Here is a 17122-nt window from a genome sequence, read left to right on the forward strand (position 1 = left end):
GTGGAAACCTTTTTAGCTCATAGCCGTTAACTAACGACGAAGGAATACACCGTGCTGGCTCGCTTCTTTATCGACCGCCCGATTTTTGCCTGGGTGATCTCGATTGTCATCGTATTGGCAGGCACGATCTGTCTTTACCTGCTACCGATCGCCCAGTATCCCGAAATCGCACCGCCAACGGTTTCGGTGACCTGTCAGTATGCTGGTGCAAGTGCCGACGTGGTGGCCGAAACGGTCGCCGCTCCGATCGAACAACAAGTGGTGGGTGTCGAAGACGCCCTCTACATGTCGTCGCAATCGGCGAGTGACGGCAGCTATACCCTGACGGTCACTTTCGCCCTGGGAACCGACCTCGACATGGCCCAGGTGTTGGTGCAAAACCGCGTCGCCCAAGCCGTGCCGCTGCTTCCCGATGTGGTGCAACAAACCGGCGTGACGACGAAAAAGAAGTCGCCGAATATTCTGCTGGCGGTCAACCTTTACTCGAAGGACGACCCTGAAACCGGCAAGCCGCTGCTCGACAACCTTTACCTGAGCAACTACGCCACCATTCAGATCCGCGACCAGTTGGCCAGCCTCGATGGCGTGGGCGACGTGCAGATTCTGGGTCAGCAAGACTACAGCATGCGTATCTGGTTGAACCCCGATGCGTTGGCCTCGCGAAACATGACTGCCGGTGAAGTGGTCTCGGCGCTGAAAGAACAGAATATCCAAGTCGCCGCCGGTCAGATTGGTCAGCCCCCGGTCCCCAAGGGACAGGAAATGCAGTTGACCATGACTACGCTCGGTCGACTGACGACGCCGGAACAGTTCGCTGACATCGTGGTCAAGACGGGCGAAGATGGTCAAATCACGCACATCAGCGACGTCGGTTACGTCGAACTGGGTGCCAAGAACCAAAACACTTTGTGCCGCCTCGACCAGATGCCTTCCGCCGGTCTGGGTGTGTTTCAGCTTCCTGGCTCGAACGCCCTGGATGTAGGCGAACGGGTGAAGACCCGCATGGAAGAGCTGAAGAAGCGATTCCCACCAGGCCTGGAATACGAAATCGGTTACGACACCACGCCATTCATCGAACAGTCGGTGGAAGAAGTGTTCAAGACGCTGCGTGACGCCATCATTCTGGTGGCGATCGTGGTGCTGCTCTTCCTGCAAGACTGGAAGGCCGTGATGCTGCCGCTGATCGACGTCGGCGTGTCGCTGATCGGTACGTTCGCCATCATGATGGTGATGGGCTTTACGCTGAACAACTTAACCTTGTTCGGGCTCGTGCTGGCCATTGGTATCGTGGTCGACGACGCGATCGTGGTGCTTGAAAATATCGAGCGATGGATAGGCATGGGCTATAAAGTCCGCGAGGCCACCATCAATGCCATGGCGGAAATCACCGGCCCGATCATCGCAATCACCCTGGTGCTTTCCAGCGTGTTCTTTCCGAGTGCCTTCCTCGGAGGCATCACCGGGCAGTTCTTCCGCCAGTTTGCGTTGACCATCGCCGCGGCGATGCTTATTTCCGCTTTGAATGCCATGACGATGACGCCGGCTCGTGCGACATCGATCTTTAGCGATCCGAAACCAGGCGAAGACCACACCAAAGATCGCGAAGCGTTGCCTTGGTGGGGGATCGCCATCCTGTTCGGCATGCTGACGGTCTGGCTTGGCAACATGTTCATCACCGCCAAAGACAGCGACCTTGGTTCGCTGAAATACCTGGTCGACGCCGCGTTCTTCATTCCAGGTGCTGTGGTTGGTGTGCTGCTGGCCCACACGGTCAACAAGATGTTGGCTGCCATCTTCGGCGTATTTAACAATGCCTTCGATTGGGCGACCGATCTGTATGGCAAGGGAATCGCCAAGCTTCTGCGAATCAGCTTCGTCGCCTTGTTCGTTTACGTTGGTTTGATTGCGTTGACCGGCTTCGGTTTCACAACCGTCCCCGGCGGCTTCATTCCGACTCAGGACCAAGGCTACTTGATCTTCGACGTGCAGCTTCCCGACTCGGCTTCGTTGGAACGTACCGACAACGTGATGAAGCAGATCGAAAAGATCGCCATGGAAACCCACGGCGTGCGTCACGTGGTCGACGTGGCCGGTCAGTCGTTTGTGCAGAATGCTGTTACCTCGAACCTGGGAGGTGGCTTCCTCGTTCTCGATCCGTTCTCGGAACGCCATACGCGTGCCGAGTCTTCCGAGGGAATCGCGATGGAGCTTCGCAAGAAGTTCGCCCAGATTGAAGAAGCTCGTATCTCCGTGTTCGAGGCCCCGCCGATCAACGGTCTGGGCAACGCCGGTGGTTTCAAGCTGATGGTCGAAGACCGTGGCGACAATGGCTATGCGGTCCTGCAAGCCCAGGCCGATCGCCTGGCCAACGCGGCACTTGATCAGCCTGGCATCGTCGTTGCCTTTAGTAGCTTCCGTGCCAGCACGCCGCAGTTGTACATCGATATCGACCGCGAAAAGTGTAAGGCGATGGGGGTCGAACTGAACGACGTCTTCGACGCGTTGCAGGTCTACATGGGTGGTACTTATGTGAACGACTTCAATCGCTTCGGACGTACCTGGCAGGTCAACGTGCAGGCCGAGTCCCGCTTCCGCGTCAATTCCGACTCGGTCAAGCAGTTGAAGGTGAAAGGCCGCTCGGGCGGCATGGTTCCGCTGGGATCGATCTGCAAGATCGAAGACAGCGTCGGACCGATGTTCATCAACCGCTACAACAACTTCCCGGCTGCCGCCATCAACGGTGTGAACGTGCCGATGATCAGTACCGGCCAGGTGCTCGACCTTATGAATAACCTGGCCCAGGAAGAATTGCCTGCCTCGATGGAGGCCGAGTGGACGGAGATCTCGTTCCTGCAGGAACAAGCCAGCCAGTTCACGTCGTTCAAAGACTTGCTGCAAAACCCGATCTCGGCATTGATTGGTGCCGTGATCCTGGTTTACCTGATTCTGGCTGCCCAGTACGAAAGCTGGGAACTTCCGGTCACGATCATCCTGGTGGTCCCGATGTGCGTGCTGGCCGCTTTGACCGGCATTATCATCGCCCAGATGGACTTGAACATCTTCGTGCAGATTGGGTTCGTGGTGCTCGTGGGGCTGGCGTGTAAGAACGCGATTCTCGTGGTCGAGTTCGCCAAGGACCTGATGGAGAAGGAAGGGATGCCGCTGCTCGAAGCGACCGTCCAGGCCTGTACTACGCGTCTGCGACCGATCGTGATGACCAGCTTCGCATTCGTGCTCGGTGTGGCTCCGCTCCTCTGGGCCCACGGGGCTGGTGCTGAAATGCGTTACGCTCTCGGCGTGGCGGTGTTCAGCGGGATGCTTGGTGTGACCGGCTTCGGTTTGATCTTCACCCCGGTGTTCTATTACGTCGTGATGAAGGTCCTCCAGAAAGAAGGCCTCTCGCCGATCCACGTGCAAGAGCACAAGGAAACCGAGCCAGAGCCGCCGGCCTAATGCCAACGGTCAACTTGATAAACCAAGAGGCCTCGCGATTCAGTTCGCGAGGCCTCTTTTTGTTTTGTCATGGAATGTCGCCGATTGCCAACCTTAAGGAACGATGTCCCCCAGCACTAGGATCTGGCTGGCTCGCACATTCGTGCCTTGGTACTTCGGAGCCTTCAGCTCGACTTCCGGATCCTTCAAGCGGAAGGCAACCGGCTGACGATCTGGCTGGTCAGGATGAATTTCGATCGTGACCGTATGCACTTCGTTCGGATCGAGCCCATCGGCCAGACCCAACGTGGCGATACGATGATAGGTGCAATAGCTATCGAACCGCGGAATTGGCTTGCCGTGTGGCTTGCCATCGACGGTGACGATTACCTGGCCTCCGTCGGGACCGAGCAGGTCGTAGATCTTGGCGGTCGAGCCCTTGAACTTGAAGGTGATCTTGCTGCCAGGCTCGCTACCTTCGTAGATCTGACCCATTCGCTTGCCGAACGCACGCTGCAGCGAGGCATCTTCTGCCAGGGGCTTCCAGTTGCCCGTCAGCATGCTGTCGTTCAGCGGAACCATCTTGGCGGCTTGCCAGTTGTCGGCGACGAACGGCGTGGCCATCTTCGCCTGGTGATCGACCGGCTGACGGTTGGCAGCCATCTGCTCGATCGCCTTACCGAGAACTTCGGTGTAGATCTCATAACCAGCATCCAGCGGATGGACACCGTCGGACGAGAAGTGAATCTTTCCTTCCTCCGGCTTATCGGACTGGAAGGTCAGTTTGCCATCGGATTCCAGCTCGACCACCTTCAAAGCGAAGTTGACCGAAGGGATCCCGTAGTGGTCGGCCAACATCTCCATCGCCGAAGCGGCACGCGGGCATTCCCCTTTGCGAAGTGGTTCTTCGTAGTTGACGCGGAAGGTGTAGACAAAGCAGATGTCGGTTTCGGGGTTCAATGCCCAGGTCTGGCGAACGATCCCTTCCATCGCCTTCCAGATACGTTCCGGTGGAGCACCACCGTCGTTCACGGCGAACTCGACGAACAAAAGGTCCGGCTTGTGAACCAATGCATCACGTTCCAAACGAAACACGCCCAGGTCGCTGCCAGTCCCACCGATCGCAGCATGGATCTCTTCGATCTTGGCGTCAGGGTATTTCTCTTGTAGCCATTTGGTCGTCTTCACTCGCCAGCCATTGGCCGCGGTGATCGAGCCGCCCAGGTACGCGACCCGGACCGTCTTGCCTTCTTCCAGCTTCTTTAAAACGTTATTCAAGCCCTCGCGAGGCTTGACCAATTGGGCCGGCACGGTCTCGAACGTCGGTTCGGCCAGTACCGTCGTGGCCAGCAAGGCACACAGCGAGAGGGAAAGAAACACGCGGGCAAGATTCATGGGGGGCTCCATCGAAACAGGTAGGAATGTGGAGCCCCTAGTTTAATCACGGATCGAGACGAATTCGAGATCCGCCTTGTTTATCCGAACAAAGCGGCGATCGGCTGTCCACCATCAGTCACGGGAACCGGACGGTCGCCGTCGTACAGCGACTTCGAGTAGTCGATCCCCAGCGATGCATGGATCGTCGCGAAGAAGTCAGGCACCGAAACCGGGCTAGAGACAATCTTCTGAGACAACTCGTTCGTTTCGCCATAGGCTCCACAGTGCTTCAGCCCGCCGCCGGCCAGCACGCACGTAAAGGCCGAGCCCTGGTGACCACGGCCGCCGCCACCATCGAACTGCGGAGGCCGACCGAACTCGGTCGTGATGACGACGAGCGTCTTGTCGAGCAGCTTCTTTGCTTCCAGGTCCAAGATCAATGCCGACACCGCGTCGTCCATCTCGGCAATCAGCTTGTGCTGATCGAGAATACCGCGGTTATGGACATCCCAGCCAGCACCGTTCAGGAAGTTCAAGTTGTGCGAAACCTCGATAAAACGAACGCCTCGTTCGACCAGACGCCGCGAAAGCAAACAGCGCTGGCCGAACTCACCGCCGTATGCTTCACGTAGTTCCGCAGGTTCGTTATCGAGCTCGAAGCTTCGCATGAACTCTGGCCCGCTCAGTCGCATGCTCAAGCGAGCGGCCGCTTCGTAGTCTGTCAGACGCTTGTCGTGTGCTTCCGGCTGGACAGCACGCAGTTCGGTCAGATACTGCTCGCGACGAGCCTGACGTTCCGGCAAGATCGCGTCCGGCCGGGAAAGCCCTGCGGGGCCTCGCCCTGTCTCGGTGAGATAGAGATAGCTGTGCTGAGCCCCGAGAAAGCCAGGGCCGCGAGAGCTGTTGGGGTAACCAATCAACACGTAAGGTGGCGCGGACTCGGAAGCGGCGCCTCGTTCGTGAGCGATGATCGATCCCAACGAAGGATAGACGACGGTACCACTGACCGGGCGACCGACATGCATCCAATTGGTCGCTGCGGCATGTTCATCGATCACTGAATGATGAACCGTTCGCACGGCCGTGACACGGTCCATGATGCCGGCCATCTTCGGCAGGAACTCGCAGACCTGAACCCCGTCGACGGCCGTGGGGATCGCATCGTAATACGACCCAGCGACCTTCTTAGCGGGATCTCCTTTCCGTTTCGGATCGAAGGTATCGATCTGTCCCATGCCACCACCCAACCAAATGGAGATGACATGTTCAGCCTGACCTTGAATCAGCGGAGCGTTTGATTCGGCAAACAGTGGCGTGGCGGCCATGCCCGCCATCGCTGCGCTGCCGGCGAGGAAGTTACGTCGATTTAAGGAATGATTTGGATTCATAGGATTCGATCCTGTGCTTTGCGTTTTGGCTTGAAATGAAACGATGCGGCAGATGGCTTCGCGAACTAAGGCATCCACACAAACTCGCGCAGGTTCGCCACGCTCCAAACAAAATCTTCGTAGCGTGTCCGCCACTTCGGCTCGAGCCGTGGATCGGCAGGTGGCCCCTGACGAACACGGTCGGCATGTTGCTGCTGAATCGTATTGGCTTCCGAACGAAGATGATTCGACCAGGTCACTTGCGGCAGACGCGGCAGCGGCTCTGGCGTTTTCACCTGATCTTTCGGCAGCAAGCGGCTATCGAAGCCTTCCGCCAGACGATCGTGGAACAACTGACGTTCGTCGTCGGTCGGATAACGACTCAAAAATCGCAGGTAGATCGTCTCGATCAACTGATCAGGCGACTTTGCATTCACTGCCAGGTCGGCCAGTTCCGATTGATAGGCCGCCTTCGTCAGAGTGATCGCCAGGTTGCTGTTGGCCATCACGGCTGGCTGACGAATATTCGGATCGGTTTCGCGATCGGTCTTTGGAGCCTGACGATCTGCCGACCAGCCAAAGGCAGTCAGCACCTCGGTCACCATCGCCGCGTGCGGGAACGTCAGACTCGGCCGATCCCGTTCGTTGGAAAGACTGACGAACATCCAACTGCGATAAGGCGTGCCGAAGGTATTGCGACTACTTGCCGCACGGCGACCGTCCGGGTCTAGCGTCATTTGCTCGACATCCATCTGGCAACCGGCAGCCTCGTAGAACGAATCAACAATCTGCTCGGCCGTCATGCGACGCCGTTCCGGAGCGTTGAACAATCGCTGCCCTGGTTCGGCATCCAAGTTATGCCCGACCGCTTCTTGCTGATACAGCTCCGAGTTCATGATCACGCGGGTCAAATGCTTGACGTCGTAGTTGCTGGCCACCAGTTCTTTCGCCAGCCATTCCAGCAGTTCCGGATGGCTCGGCAAGTTGCCTTCCCAGTCGTGCGGTGGTTCGACGATCCCGGCCCCGATCAAACGTCGCCAGATTCGGTTCGCCATCACCTTAGCAAAACGTTCGTTCTGCGGCGCGGTGATCAGTGTCGCCAGCTTCTCACGAGAATCAGAAGCGTTCTGCATCAACGACTGCAGTGCGTCGTCATCGGCCGCCCCGGTGACTTTGGCGAATGGCCAAGTCGGCGTGACGCTCTCGCCCGGCTTCAACGTTACCTGAATCAACGACTCGCGCTGCTTGCTTTCAAAGAAGCCTGGCGGAACAGTGCTCGACTTCGGAACCGTCACCGACTTCCGCGAGAACATCGCGGCCAGCGAGTACAAGTCTTTCTGCGTTGTCGAATGGTAGGGCGAGTCATGGCATCGGGCACACTGCATTTCCAAGCCGAGGAACGCACTGGCAACCACATGCCCTTTGGCCGCAAATGGCGAGTCGTTCTGGGCGGCCTGACCGAAACCGGCACTGCCACCGTCGGCCGAACTTCCTCGCAACATGATCAGTTCCGTCACCATGCGATCGAGCGATTTGTCGTCGCGAAGCGAATCGTAGAGGAACCAGCGGAATGGTCCCGTTGCGTTCAACGTCGCGTTGATCATCGTTGGATTCTCCGCCAACAGATCTTGCCAATAGCTGACCCAATGATCGGCCCAGCGAGGATCGTCTAGCAGGCGATCGATCCACTGCGAACGCTTGTCTGGCGACGAGTCCTGGAGGAACTGCTGAACTTCTTCCGCGGTGGGCGGAACACCGACCGTATCGAGATAGGCACGTCGCAGGAAGGTCGTGTCACCGACGACGGCCGAGCGTTCCGTCTGGGCTTCGGTCAATTGAATTTCCGGCCAGATCGCCCCGTCGGTGATCCATTTTTCGAGGATCTGAATCTTCTTTTCTGGCAGCGGTGTGCCCGTCGGTGGCATGCGTTCTTCAGCCGATTCACTTCGCATGCGTGCGATCATGGCGCTGGCATGCGGATCACCTGGCGTGATCGCCGGCTCACCGGAGAACCCGCCCAACATGGCCAGCTCGCGTGAGTTCAGGGCGAGTCCACCTTTGTCTTTCTCGCCATGGCAGCGGATGCACTCCGACTTCAAAATCGGCAGCACTTCTTTATGGAAGTAGCTGACATCGGTCGTGCCCCCCTTCCCTTGTGAAGCCTTCATTTCTTCGATTCGAGAGACGATGAACGCGTCGATCGGGCCTTCGACTTTCGTCTTTGGAGTCGGAACGGCAGGTGCCGGATGCTCCGTCAGCCAGGCCTGTCCCGCTTCGTGGCGTTTCTGCCAATAAGCATCCTGACCTTTTGCCGCCACGTGACGCTTCTGGCGATTGAGCTGTTCCAGCGAAGCTTTTACACGTTTCAATTCCGACTCGACGGCTACGTTGGTCAACGGCAACGGGTCACCAGCCAAGGCTGCCGGACGCAGCACCTGGAAGGTCTTTCCTTCGTCGCTACTGACCGCGATGGTCAGTTCGCCTGGATCGACGCGAAACCGCTTTCCGCCAGCAATCGCTTCGACGACAACACGGACCGGGCTGATCGTTTTTACCTGAAAGTCGCCCGTTACCTCTTGGCAACGATGCCACTTGGGGCGATGTCCCGGTGCTGGCGGCTCGGATACCGGCGTGATCGGCTCTTCGCCATCGGGCGAACCAGATAGAGGTTTCGTCGAAGCAACCAACTGGCCATCGACCCAGACGCGAGCCAGACCACGTGCCCGCATCAGCAGCGTGTGGTTGCCTGGCGAAAGCTGCACGTCGGATGCCATCCGCACCACCACCGGAGCCTTCCAGCTATCGCGAATACCCCACGCGTCGTATCGCAGGGGAAGATGATTCAGCAGGAAGGCATCGCCACTCCAGGTCTCAGCCGCTTCCGGCCAGCTTTCGTTCGACATCAACCAACGATCGTGTGCCGGGAAGTCTTCAAAGAACGAAACTGAGACCTGATCGGCAGGCAACTTGCCAAGCTCTGGCATCGTTTCTGGTGCCGGCCCAATGACAACCGCCTCGCCGACGCGTCGATATCGCTTCTGCAGCGTGGTATCGTCCAGGATCTGCCGATGAATGGCGATCGAGTCGAGGCCTCCGCGGAAGCTGGTCGAAGCGGCACCACCCATCGAAGAGCCAATCCAGATTTCGTCGTCGTCCACGACTGGGGCCTTTTCGGTGGCACCACCCATATCCCACTTGCCAGGCACCTTCTTACCATCGATCCACGTCGCCACGCTGTTCGGATCACCAAATCGGTACGTCGCGGCAACATGATGCCACTCGCTGTTTGGGATGAAACCAGTCATCGAGGTGTATCGATGCCAAGGGTCTTTGCCATCACCGTGAGGAGGCGTCGAGAACAGGAAGCTGACGCAGGCCATTCCATTCACGCGGCGCATTCGCAGGGCCCAGTTTTGATTGTTGGGCATGAAGCCGGCCCGGCCGGTGCGTCCTTTGCCGATGACGTAGGTGTTCTCCCCTTCCTTCAGGTCGCGAACGTCGACCCACGCTTCGAGCGTGATCTCGTCACCATTGGTGAAGTCGAACGGGCTCTCAGGTCCCAGATCGGCAAAGGTGAAGCGAGCTCCGCTACCATCGAAATCGACCGCCGTGTTGTTCTCGGCAAAGTCGGGATAAGCAGGCGGACGCGGACCAGGGACATCGCGATGAACGCCTCCCACCGATTTGAGCGGGGACTGTTCTTCGGTACCAAATTCCCAAGAGGCGACCGGTTCTTCGCTATGAACCATGCCGACGGTAAGAGGAAACACGGTCGAGATGCTGGCGAGACATCCAAGCGAGACTCTCTGAAGGAACGTCATGGGTAAGATTTCCATTCGGGAAGCAAGTTAGGTGGGAAAGTCGAGGCGGGAAGAAAGACCTATTGGTCCTTCAGATCGAACGTGAAGGTATTTGTCTTGCCAGCCACGACGTCGGCTGTCAGTTCGCTGGTCGAGAAGCTGGTGTACTTCTGTGGGATCAGCATCTTGGGGGCGGTCATTTCCGTGTTTTCGGCCACTTCGCCAGCCGTGCCCGCATCGCGATCGGTCGCGGTCACCAAGACTTCGTTCATGCCGATGATCGCGCCATCGCCATTGCCGTAGGTCGACAAGGTGAAGGTGCCATCGCTTTGAATCGTGCCGGTCGCAGGCGAACCTGCCGCAGGTCGAAAGCTGACCGTACCAAACTTCAGCGGTTGACCGTTATAGTTCACGACGCCGGTTACCGGTGCCGTTTCTAAAGAGCCACTTCTGCCACAGCCAAGTAGCATCAAGACGGCCACAAACAACAGAACAAGGGATAGGCTACGCATGATTCGCTCCGAACTCGTGGCGACAGTTCCACCACGAGAAAATGTCAGGACAAGGAATGGGAGGTGGGATGTCGTTATGGAATCGACAAGGCTTCGCTTCCGTTGATCGTGCCGATCGCACGGTAGACATCGAAGTTGATCGTTTCCGGGATGAAGTGCGCGCTTCCGTCGGCGGCGACGAAGTTCCCTCCGCCCGGATGCTGACTGCCGAAAGGCAAGTGGTTGAACGCCACGCCATCGTTGCGATCGCGACGCGAGTTGATCGTGTCTTCGTAGATAATCTTCATGTTGTAGAGGGCCCCCTTGGCGACGTCGGTCGTGCCCATGATCCAGACACGAACGTTGCCAGGGTAACCGCTGTTCACACCGGTTCGGTCGGCGTGGTTATAGTCGCCAATCATCACGGTATTGCTCATGCCGTCGGTCAGCTCGGCCGCACGACGCGGACCGTTCAGACGGAAAACACCGTTCGAGGTGATCATGCCATGGCCTGCGTTGCCGGGCAGGTTACGGTCGAGCGTCGAGTTGTTGTAATAAACGCCGGCCACGCCTTGATAGGTCAGCAAAGCACCATCCGAAAACGCACTACCGGACGAGTTCTTCGAGGCACCTGGGAAGCTCGGGCAAATATATCCGGACACGACCGTCCGGCGGATGTTCTGATGAACGGTGGCTTGCGGTCCCTGCGAGAAGTCGTAACCGTCGTACAACGCGTTCTGTTCGATGTAAGGCAGAATCGCCACGGCCCAGCCGTGCGAGTCCCACTGGCCTGACTGCAATACGTACATCGACCCTGGCGGCAGATAACCTTGATGGGTGTCCATATAGTTGTGGCACGCCAGGCCCATCTGCTTTAGGTTATTCGAGCATTGCATGCGGCGAGCCGCTTCACGGGCTTGTTGCACAGCCGGCAAGAGGAGCGCGATCAAGATACCGATGATGGCAATCACAACCAACAATTCAACGAGCGTGAATCCACGTCGCCGAGGCGAAACGAAGTGCGATTTCATAGAAAGGATTCCTGCGAATGAGGGATGAGGAGGAATAGTCGGGATTCGGAACGTGCCACAGCGAAAGGCAGGCCACATTCCGTTAGGATTCTCGGAGGAGTCTTATGAGCTGGTCTCGTCAGGCAAACCGGCAATGAACACCGGGTCGACGGCATCTTCGTTGTCCATGGCGTCTTGAAAGAACAGGCCTTCGACCAATGCTCCTTCGGGGTAGCCAAGATCAGACAAATCGATACCGACCGCAATCGCGTCAAAACGGGTCGACTGTTCGACAGACTCGAAAGGCACCTGCTCCAGTTGTTCCAATGACTTGGGGGCCTGATCGCTGCGATACAACCAGGTCGGTTGCACGCACAATGCTTCGGGCGATTCCATCGTCAGGTCGTACTGGGTGATCGTGTGCGAACGCAGTCCCTCGGTGAACTTCAGAGGGCTAACGTGAAACGCGTCCCCTTCGATCGGATTGGAATAGGTTTGAATCTCGAAGAACACAATGTCGGCCCCTGGTCCGTTGCGGACCGGGCGATCAAACATCACCGCCATGCCGGGTGTGCCGACGTCGTTCGCATCGACATCGATCGTCATCTTCGGGTCGGAAGCCAACGGATGGGGATTGCCCCCCATATTGATCAGCCCAGTCCGCAAACTACGATCGGAAGCGAAGTCGGCCCGTAGCTTTGGCAGTTCTTTATCGCCAATCAAATAGCCAACATTCTCTTGAGCCTGGTACCAGGTCACTCGCGATAGGATTAAGTCTTCGATCGGAATCGTGGTCGTCTTGCCGCCCCGCTGCATCGAGATGCTCAGCAGTTCATCGACCTGACCTTTGGCATCGGTCGTTCCGTCGTACGAAACAATTCGATCCGGCAGTTGCCGTTGATACTGGCTGGCCTCAAAGGGAAGTGGCTGTGGGTTCGCTCGATTCGACTGCGAGAACCGCAGGGCATCTTCCGGGTTCAAACGTCGCTCGAACTGGGGCTCCAGTATGGTCGTCGCGTCGTTGGCCGGTTTGCGATAAACGTCGGCGGCCCCTTCGATCACCTGGACATCGGTGATGTTGCCTTCCAGGACATTCACCGAGAAGCGCGTTCCGCGATCGACCACGTTGATCTCCGGCGTGGCGATTTCGAACCCTTCGGCTCCCGCAGGGGCATGCACGCTACAACGTCCAACGTCGAGCGAAAGCCTTTGATCCGATTCGACCCGAAAGACTGCCGGACCTTCAATAATTGTCGAAGCGCCGCGTGGGAACTCGAGCTCGACCATCCCTTCCAGCAGGACGTAGTCCTTCAAGGGAACCAACTGCGAACGTATCGCCGGGGGAAGCTGTCCGTAAAACTTGGCATGCGCGACGTTCGCGAAAAAGACCTGATAGGTCACACCACCATTGGCCGCGATTGGCGACGTGGGACTGATCAGTGGATCGCCACCGCGCGGCAACATCATGCCGACGACGACCGCCAACGGCAGAAGCAGCGCGACTGAAAGCGAAATCATCCACTCTGGCAGGCGTCTGCTTTCCTCCACCGGGACATGGACCGGAAGTTGGGGCAGCTTCTCGACGGGCTGGATCGGTTCTGGTTCGCAGGTGATATACGCGAACTCACTCAAGTCGCCGTGCAACTGCAAATAGTCGAGGTAAATCTGACGTGCTTCTGCGTCTTCCTTCAGCCACTGATCGAGCCGGGCGAACTGTTCGTCGGTGATCGAACCTTCGACCAAAGTCGAAATCAGATCGCAAAGTTCGCGGGCTTGCTTGGGATCCATGGGCGTGCTCATGAGGTGGCCTCCGCGGCGATCGTCTCACGGACGCACAAAGCCAACGCATAGCGAATCCGTGCCAGCGAGCGATACAACTTCGCCGCAGGTTCGCCGATTCGCTGGGCGAGACTGTCGATCGTTTCTTCGCTGAAATATCGTAGCTCTACGAGCCGACGATCTTGCGAATCCAATTTGTGCAGGCAATCGGCCAGAGCCTTCTTGCGCTCTTCCGATTGTTGTTGATGCCGCTGATACTCTGAGGCGATCGCTTCTACCACTTCATCCGAGAAATGGCGGCGACGCGTGTTCGATCGCTTGCGATGCTGTAACACTTCGTACAGCGCAAAGCGGCACGCCCAGTTAAAAAAGGGTTGCTCGTCGTCGTATTGCTCGAACTTACGCATTAGCGCGATGGCTGTCTCTTGCAGCACATCATCCACGTCGGCAGTCGAAGGGACCAACGACGCGACATAGCGCCGCAGTCGTCCTTCGTCGCGGGCGTACAGCCGAACAAACTGCTCATTCTGGGGGGATATTTTCACAAGTCACCGATTGGGGGTCGTTCAATCCGATTCATCCTCAATTCATTCAATTCTCGTTGCAATTTTAGAAAAAAACAAAAACTCTCAGCGGCGCGGCTCTTCGGAAATTTCCCCAGAGGTGGGTCTATTTCGGTTTCCTCCTCGCTGCGCCGTAGATTCCCATTCTTAGTGCAGCTGATCGCTCCCTTCGGTGGCTTGTCCCCCGACAGAATGCCTACCCATTTTTTCTTGCTCTCGACCTACCCGTCATGGCAAACTTGGACGCAGCAGCACTCGTCTGCTTCCGCGACATCGATGTCGACCCACCTTCCCTGACGAGCCCTCCTTATGTCGATCTCTTCTCCACGATGGCTGTCCGCAGTTTGCTCGCTTGCGTGTGCACTGGCCGGTTCGATTGTCTTGGGCGAACCCTTGCCTGCCGCAACGTTTGAGAACTCGGTCGGAGCGATCCTGTCGAACCACTGCGTCAGTTGCCACAACCCGAAGAAGCAAGAGGGCGGCCTATCGCTGGCAAGTGCCCAAGCGGCATTCGCTGGCGGCGACACCGGCGAAGCAATCGTCCCGCGACACCCCGATGCCAGCACCCTGCTCGATTACATCAGCGGCGACGAACCGGAGATGCCGAAAGGGGGCGTGCCACTAAGTAAAGAGGAAGTCGAAACCATCCGCCGCTGGATCGCTACTGGGGCTGATTGGCCGGAGGGAGTCGTTTTGAAGGCGAACGATACCTGGTGGTCTCGCCAGCCGCTGAAGCGTCCCGAAGTGCCAGCAATCACCGGCGAACTTGCCGCGCAGGTTCGCACCCCCATCGATGCCTTCATCATCGCGAAGCAACAGGAACATGGCCTTCAACTCTCTCCCGAGGCCGACGCACGCACGCTCGTCCGGCGACTTTACTTCGACCTGATCGGTCTTCCCCCAACGCCAGAGGAGATGCATCACTGGACTGCGAAGCTAGAGAGCGGCAACGAAGCGTACGCGCAGCTTGTCGAACATCTCCTGGCGTCGCCTCACTATGGCGAACGCTGGGCCCGGCATTGGCTGGATGTGGTGAAGTACGCCGATACGTGCGGGTACGACAAAGACAAGCTGCGGCGAAATGCGTGGCCGTATCGCGACTACGTGATTCGTTCGTTCAACGAAGATAAGCCGTACACGCGATTCGTCCAGGAACAGATCGCTGGCGACGCGATCTTTCCTGGCGAAGCCGATGGCATCCTCGGCCTGGGATTCATCGCCGCGGGTCCGTGGGACTTTATCGGCCACGTCGAAGTTCCGGCGACCAAGATCGATGGCAAGATGGCCCGAAATTTGGATCGAGACGAAATGGTCTCGAACACGATGAACACCTTCTGCAGCGTCACGATCCAATGTGCCCGTTGCCACGATCACAAGTTCGATCCCTACACCCAGCAACACTACTATGGACTGCAAGCGGTCTTCGCCGCGGTCGACCGGGCCGAACGAGCCTATGACCTCGATCCTGCGATCGAACAACAGCGGCTCGAACTCGCCGAGCAAAAGCAACATGCCCAGCAGCAGTTGGCTTCGCTGAACAGTGAAATAGAAGCCTCCGGCGGGAAGCGTCTGCGAGAGCTTCAAGTTGAATTGAAATCACTTCAAGCACAGCATCGCCCGAAGACACCTGTCGCCGAGCATGGCTACCACAGCCGAATCGAAGCGAACGCGGATCAGGCCAAGTGGGTGCAGATCGACTTGGGGGCACCGGTCGAGCTGGCTCGTGTGGTGCTTCATCCCTGCTACGACGACTACGCCGGCATCGGTCCTGGTTTCGGCTTTCCGATTCGCTTCAAAGTCGAAGCCTCCTCCGACGCCGCAATGACCAACGCCATTACGCTGGCAGATGAAACGACTCGCGACTATCCCAATCCGTTGCTGGCAACCTATGAGGTAAACACCGAGGTCACGGCCCGATTCGTTCGCATCACGGCGACGAAGCTTGCCCCGCGGCAGAACGACTTTATCTTCGCACTGTCCGAAGTTGAACTACTCGACGCGAATGGGAGTAACCTGGCAACCGGTGCGGAAGTGACTGCCTTGGATTCAATCGAGGCCCCGATTCGTTGGGGTCGAGCCAACTTGACGGATGGACGCTGGCCGCAGCCTTTTGAAACGTCGTCAGTTCGGGCGATCGGAGAGGTCCAACAGGAATTGGCTCGCATCGAAAGCGACATCAACACGCCTGAACGAACGACACGTCGACAAACGCTCCAGCAGCAACTTCAGCAGGCCGAAGCGAAGCTGAAATCGCTTCCGACCGGCAAGATGGTTTATGCAGCGGCAATTCATTTCAAGCCGCAGGGAAGTTTTCAGCCAACCGAAGGCACCCCGCGCACGGTTCACGTTTTGCATCGCGGCAACGTGACCGATCCGCGTGAAGAAGCCCTGCCAGGGGCATTGCCACTTCCGGGCGACGACACGGCATCATTCGATTTAGCGGATGGACATCCTGAAGCAGCACGCCGGGCTCAACTAGCCCGTTGGATTACCAATCCTGAACATCCGCTGACCTGGCGAAGTATCGTCAATCGAATCTGGCAGCACCATTTCGACCAGCCGATTGTTGGATCTCCGAACGATTTCGGACGGATGGGGCAACTTCCCACGCATCCGGAATTGCTCGACTGGTTGGCGATCGAGTTTCGTGGCAATGGCGAGTCGATGAAGCACTTGCATCGGCTGATCGTCAACAGCAGCGTTTATCGCCAGCGGTCGGACCACCAGGAAGAGTTCGCAGCGATCGATGGTGGCAACCAGTTTTATTGGCGAATGAATCGTCGCCGGCTCGAAGCGGAAGAGATCCGCGATTCAATCCTGTCCGTCAGCGGACGCTTGAACCTGCAGATGGGTGGCCCAGGGTACTTTCTTTTTGAGCTTGAAAAGGAAGCCCACTCGCCGCACTACGAGTACCACAAATTCGACCCGCGCGATCCCGCTTCGCATCGTCGCAGTATTTATCGGTTCGTTGTGCGGTCGCAGCCCGATCCCTACATGACGACGCTCGACTGTGCCGACTCTTCGCAAAGCACACCGAAGCGAAGTGAGACACTGACGGCGCTGCAGGCCCTTTCGATGCTCAACAATCCGTTCCAGTTGGCGATGTCCGAGGCATTCGCCGCGCGACTGCAGCAAGAAGCCGACAACCTTCCGCGGCAGATCGAACGTGGCATTCAGCTTACGCTGGGCCGATCGGCGACACCGCGGGAAGTGGAGCTGTTTACTAACTTCGCCGAGCAGCACGGGCTCGTTAATTTGTGTCGCGTCTGGTTCAACCAAAGCGAATTCGTCTACCTCGACTAA

At 57.7% G+C, this 17122-nt stretch carries 9 protein-coding genes; 2 read left to right on the forward strand and 7 right to left on the reverse strand.

Annotated elements, in window-relative coordinates; genetic code table 11:
- The first annotated feature begins 51 nt into the window (after window positions 1-51).
- Complete coding sequence (locus ABD890_RS08805; protein WP_345087957.1) at window positions 52-3453, forward strand: efflux RND transporter permease subunit; 3402 nt, start codon at window positions 52-54, stop codon at window positions 3451-3453.
- A 93-nt stretch (window positions 3454-3546) separates the two neighbouring features.
- Here ABD890_RS08805 and ABD890_RS08810 read toward each other — a convergent pair whose 3' ends face one another.
- From ABD890_RS08810 to ABD890_RS08840, 7 genes are all read right to left on the reverse strand, one after another.
- The gene (locus tag ABD890_RS08810; RefSeq protein ID WP_345087959.1) at window positions 3547-4827 is read right to left on the reverse strand and encodes an SGNH/GDSL hydrolase family protein; all 1281 of its coding nucleotides are present in this window, start codon (window positions 4825-4827) and stop codon (window positions 3547-3549) included.
- Window positions 4828-4907: 80 nt separating this feature from the next.
- Window positions 4908-6143 (reverse strand): DUF1501 domain-containing protein, encoded by a 1236-nt coding sequence (locus ABD890_RS08815; RefSeq protein WP_345090870.1) that lies wholly within the window; start codon window positions 6141-6143, stop codon window positions 4908-4910.
- Between the two features lie 119 nt (window positions 6144-6262).
- Complete coding sequence (locus ABD890_RS08820) at window positions 6263-9997, reverse strand: DUF1553 domain-containing protein (protein ID WP_345087961.1); 3735 nt, start codon at window positions 9995-9997, stop codon at window positions 6263-6265.
- Window positions 9998-10056: 59 nt separating this feature from the next.
- A complete protein-coding gene (locus ABD890_RS08825) occupies window positions 10057-10488 on the reverse strand; it encodes a lipoprotein (RefSeq protein ID WP_345087963.1) in 432 nt (143 codons plus the stop codon).
- A 74-nt stretch (window positions 10489-10562) separates the two neighbouring features.
- Window positions 10563-11498, reverse strand: coding sequence for a DUF1559 family PulG-like putative transporter (locus ABD890_RS08830; protein WP_345087965.1), 936 nt, complete (start codon window positions 11496-11498; stop codon window positions 10563-10565).
- 102 nt (window positions 11499-11600) lie between these two features.
- Window positions 11601-13277, reverse strand: coding sequence for a FecR domain-containing protein (locus ABD890_RS08835; protein ID WP_345087967.1), 1677 nt, complete (start codon window positions 13275-13277; stop codon window positions 11601-11603).
- Window positions 13274-13801, reverse strand: coding sequence for a sigma-70 family RNA polymerase sigma factor (locus ABD890_RS08840; protein WP_345087969.1), 528 nt, complete (start codon window positions 13799-13801; stop codon window positions 13274-13276). Before ABD890_RS08840 ends, ABD890_RS08835 begins: the two co-directional genes overlap by 4 nt.
- Before the next feature lie 327 nt (window positions 13802-14128).
- Between ABD890_RS08840 and ABD890_RS08845 the strand changes: the two genes are divergently transcribed.
- Window positions 14129-17122 carry a DUF1553 domain-containing protein gene (locus ABD890_RS08845; protein WP_345087971.1) on the forward strand — a complete coding sequence of 998 codons (2994 nt, stop codon included), beginning with the start codon at window positions 14129-14131 and terminating at the stop codon, window positions 17120-17122.

Origin of the sequence: Bremerella cremea (assembly GCF_039541315.1) — a bacterium.
In the GTDB taxonomy this organism is placed as follows: Bacteria; Planctomycetota; Planctomycetia; order Pirellulales; family Pirellulaceae; genus Bremerella; species Bremerella cremea.

Excerpts from the sequence above, each read along its gene's own strand:
- ABD890_RS08810 (WP_345087959.1), bottom strand. The coding sequence starts at position 4,827 with ATGAATCTTGCCCGCGTGTTTCTTTCCCTCTCGCTGTGTGCCTTGCTG.
- ABD890_RS08815 (WP_345090870.1), bottom strand. The coding sequence starts at position 6,143 with ATGGCGGGCATGGCCGCCACGCCACTGTTTGCCGAATCAAACGCTCCG.
- ABD890_RS08820 (WP_345087961.1), bottom strand. The coding sequence starts at position 9,997 with ATGACGTTCCTTCAGAGAGTCTCGCTTGGATGTCTCGCCAGCATCTCG.
- ABD890_RS08825 (WP_345087963.1), bottom strand. The coding sequence starts at position 10,488 with ATGCGTAGCCTATCCCTTGTTCTGTTGTTTGTGGCCGTCTTGATGCTA.
- ABD890_RS08830 (WP_345087965.1), bottom strand. The coding sequence starts at position 11,498 with ATGAAATCGCACTTCGTTTCGCCTCGGCGACGTGGATTCACGCTCGTT.
- ABD890_RS08835 (WP_345087967.1), bottom strand. The coding sequence starts at position 13,277 with ATGAGCACGCCCATGGATCCCAAGCAAGCCCGCGAACTTTGCGATCTG.
- ABD890_RS08845 (WP_345087971.1), top strand. The coding sequence starts at position 14,129 with ATGTCGATCTCTTCTCCACGATGGCTGTCCGCAGTTTGCTCGCTTGCG.